Source organism: Caballeronia calidae, assembly GCF_900044055.2.
GTDB classification, from domain to species: Bacteria; Pseudomonadota; Gammaproteobacteria; order Burkholderiales; family Burkholderiaceae; genus Caballeronia; species Caballeronia calidae.
In genome coordinates, this window is sequence record NZ_FCOX02000199.1 from 1 (window position 1) to 3,410 (window position 3,410).

4 protein-coding genes and 1 pseudogene are annotated in these 3,410 nt (G+C 61.3%); 4 read left to right on the forward strand and 1 reads right to left on the reverse strand.

Annotated features, from left to right (window positions below):
* Window positions 1-133, reverse strand: a pseudogene (locus AWB78_RS47380) (IS66 family transposase); the annotation flags it as partial.
* 82 nt (window positions 134-215) lie between these two features.
* Between AWB78_RS47380 and tnpA the strand changes: the two are divergent.
* From tnpA to AWB78_RS41880, 4 genes are all read left to right on the forward strand, one after another.
* Window positions 216-656 (forward strand): IS66 family insertion sequence element accessory protein TnpA, encoded by a 441-nt coding sequence (tnpA, locus tag AWB78_RS41865; RefSeq protein ID WP_062613105.1) that lies wholly within the window; start codon window positions 216-218, stop codon window positions 654-656.
* Entirely contained in the window at window positions 653-1,003 is a 351-nt protein-coding gene (gene tnpB / locus AWB78_RS41870) for an IS66 family insertion sequence element accessory protein TnpB (protein WP_062613107.1), read from the forward strand. The genes tnpA and tnpB overlap by 4 nt, the downstream gene beginning before the upstream one ends.
* An 87-nt stretch (window positions 1,004-1,090) precedes the next feature.
* Window positions 1,091-2,776 carry an IS66 family transposase gene (gene tnpC, locus AWB78_RS41875; RefSeq protein WP_062613110.1) on the forward strand — a complete coding sequence of 562 codons (1,686 nt, stop codon included), beginning with the start codon at window positions 1,091-1,093 and terminating at the stop codon, window positions 2,774-2,776.
* Between the two features lie 31 nt (window positions 2,777-2,807).
* Window positions 2,808-3,194, forward strand: a complete 387-nt coding sequence (locus AWB78_RS41880; protein ID WP_062613112.1) for a hypothetical protein — start codon at window positions 2,808-2,810, stop codon at window positions 3,192-3,194.
* Window positions 3,195-3,410 lie beyond the last annotated feature (216 nt).

A 3,410-nucleotide genomic window follows, 5' to 3' on the forward strand; every position in this document is an offset into this window, starting at 1 on the left:
CACCGTTCTCGAGGTAACGCACCAGCTTCGGCCACTGCTCACGTAGATAGCTCAGTGCCCGGCCAAGCAAACTCTGAGGCAGCACCCCTGGAGACTGCTCGATCATGAGAACCCTGATGACCTCGAGTACGCGGTATCCGCCCGAGAATCCCCATTCTTGATAGAGCTTGGCTGATGACGGACGATTCTCCCATTGCAATGACGGGAGAACATTCATGCAGGAACTGGAGAAGTCGAGCGGAGATGATGCGGTGGCGATGGCAACGCCGCCCAGAAGGCAGCGCAATCGGCGTGTACGGCCATGGCAGGAGGTCGTGAGCGAGTATCAGGCAAGCGGGTTAGCGATTGAGGCTTATTGCGAGCGCAGTGGGATTTCGCGCGCCTCGATGACGAGGTATCTGGTGCTTGCTCGCCAGGCCGGGCGAAGCAGCGGCATGGAGCAGGCCATGAACGCGACAGGCGCGGTAGCGCAGGCGATGTCGGGCTTTGTGCGCGTCGGGATCGTTGATCGTGCTGTGAACGCCACCTGCAACGGGACTGCGTGCGACGTGCCGGAGTTACTTCTGGGCGATGGAGTCAGACTGCGACTTCCGGCATACGCGCTCGAGCCTGTGCTTCAGGCGATGATCGCTCGTATTGGCGGAGGAGCGCAATGATGATGCTTTCGACGGCAGTCAAGGTGTACATCGCCGCCGCGCCGATCGACATGCGCAAGTCGATCGATTCGCTTTCGATGCTGGTGCGCCCAATGTTTGATCAGGATGCCTTGAGTGGGCACGTGTTCGTGTTCTACGGCCGGCGCCGGGACAAGATCAAGGTTTTGGTGTACGACCGCACCGGATTTTGGTTGATGTACAAGCGCTTCGAGAGCGGATCGCTTGCCGATCCTTCGGCGATCGCGCAACGCGGGCTCTCGCTTGCTGAGCTCACCACATGGCTTGAAGGAATCGACATCGGTGTACGTCGGCGCGTGCACGCAGTAAGCGCAACGGTGATCTCATGAATCGTGAAGATAAGCTCGGGAGCGGGTCGATCGCTGCAATAATGCTCAGCTATGCAACCGCTCAACGCCCCAACCACGAAACAGCCTTTGCCGATTGCATTGGGGGCGTGGAATCTTGCGCAATTGCTCGGCGAGATTGCCGCGCGCGATGCGACGATCGAGCAGCAACAGCGCGAGATCGAACAGCTGCGCGAACGGGTCGAAGGGCAAAGCGAGTTGCTGGCCAAGACGCAGCAAGTGCTGCTCGAGCTGCGGGCCAAACTGTTCAACGCGCGGCAAGAGATGTTCGGGGCGAGCCGCGAACGCATGAACGAGTGGCAACTGGACATCTTCGATCAGGAACACGAATCGCCGCTGCCGCCACAGGCGCCGGATCTGTCGATTCCGGTGCAGGGACACCAGCGCAAGCGTCGCGGCAAGGGCCGCCCGGCGCTGCCAGACGATCTACCGCGCGAGCGCGTCGTGCATGCGATGTCGGAACAGGAGTTGGCGCAGTACGACCGGGCGACGGTGATTGGCCAGACCGTCACGCGCACGCTCAAGTACACCCCGGCCAAGATTTCAGTCATCGAGCATGCGTGTTTGCGATACGCGCTAGTCAAGGACGGCGTCTCGACGGTGCGCGGCGTGAGCTTCCAGGCCTCGCCGCTGATCAAGAGCAATGCGAGCCCGGAGCTGCTCGCGCGCATCATCGTGGCGCACTTCGACTCGGGCATGCCGTTTTACCGGCTGGAGGAAGAGTTCGCGATGCACGGGTTGCACCTCTCGCGCAACACGATGAGCGACTGGACGATCCGGCTCTCGAAGCTGGTGCTGCGCCTGTACGAGGCGTTCAGAGCTCAGCTACTCAGCGCACCGGTCATTTTCGGCGACGACACCCCCTTTCCGCAGTTGTGCAAACAACTGGATCGGACCAGGACGGTCCGGCTATGGGGCTATGCGAGTGCGGGAGCGGTATTTCAAAATGGCCAGTGGGTGAGCGCGCCCAAGGTGGTGTACTACGACTACACGGCAAGCCGTGCTGGCTGCCATCCCATGGCGCTGCTGAGCCACTACGAGGGCTACCTGCAGGCCGACGATTACTCAGGCTGGGCGGCACTATTTCGCGGCGGCAAGATTCAGCACGTGGCCTGTCATGCGCATGCACGCAGGATGTTCTACAAGATTTATCGGCAGCTTCGCAAGGAATCGCCGCAGACAGCTCGCGAGAGCGTGGCGGCGCAGGCGCTCGCGTGGATTCGCAAGCTCTACGACATCGAGCGCAAGTTGCACGATGCCGATCCGTCAGAACGAAGGCGGGTGCGCCAGCAGGAATCGGCGCCGCTCTTGCACGATTACCAGCTCTGGCTGCAGGCCCGAGCGGGCGAAGTCCTGCCCAAATCGGGATTGGGTCGGGCCATTGCCTATACGTTGTCGAACTGGGCAGCGCTCACGTGCTACCTCGACGATGGCAATCTGGCGATGGACTCGAACCTCATCGAGCGCGCCATCCGCAGGGTGGCGATCGCTCGGAAGAACCATCTTTTCTTCGGCTCCGAGGCCGGGGGCAAGGCCGCGGCAGTGTTCTACAGCATACTGGCGACCTGCCGGGCCAACGATGTCAACCCGTACGAATATCTGGTCGATGTGCTCGGTCGGATCAACGACCACCCGGTCAATCGGATCGAGGAATTGGCTCCATACAACTGGAAGCCCTCTGGGACGAGCGGATCAACAGCGAGCAGGGACTCGACGTCGTCCTTGCCGGTAGCGGGCTCGGCGACGCGGCACTGAATCGAGCCCGCGCATCAAGCAGAACGAAACGATGAACAAGGCAAGCGCAAACAAGACTGAACGCAAGATCTCCGAGACGATCCTGGACTTCGGCGAGCCGCTTCTGTCCGAGGCGATTACCGAAGAGACGCCCATTGCGGTGGTGCGCGAGGTATACAAACTGGTGGTGCTGGTGTGGAACGCGCATGTTGCCGCCACGCCGCGTTGGGCAGATCCCACTTATCTACAGATGCTGCAGCAGATCGCGACCTCGCCGCAGATGCCATCGCAAGCGCGTGCCTGGATCGGCAAACTTTCACACCGATGGCAGGAGAAGTTCTCCGACGCCCGATACTGCGTTGGCCATTGGCACGTCAAGATCCAAGACGACGATACCGTGAGCTTCTTCTGTGACGCCCGGGAAGCGCCGCGGCGGTAATCATCGTCGCGCACATGATTGGCTCAACGGTGACGACGTCGCCAGGTATCGACGTCGCCCCCAACCTCACTCCCCGACGGTTCCTGAGTTTCCGCGAAATCGCGAGCTTTCGCTACTACGGGGATTCTCGGGCGGATACAGTACGCGGGCACTATAGCGTTGCCGCAGGCGCTGACGCCGGTCCGCACTCCACGTTTTACTGCGCGCCTCGGCGGC

What these genes read in the sequence shown, in the direction of transcription:
- tnpA (WP_062613105.1), top strand. Translation starts at nt 216, where the DNA reads ATGCAGGAACTGGAGAAGTCGAGCGGAGATGATGCGGTGGCGATGGCA.
- AWB78_RS41880 (WP_062613112.1), top strand. Translation starts at nt 2,808, where the DNA reads ATGAACAAGGCAAGCGCAAACAAGACTGAACGCAAGATCTCCGAGACG.
- tnpB (WP_062613107.1), top strand. Translation starts at nt 653, where the DNA reads ATGATGATGCTTTCGACGGCAGTCAAGGTGTACATCGCCGCCGCGCCG.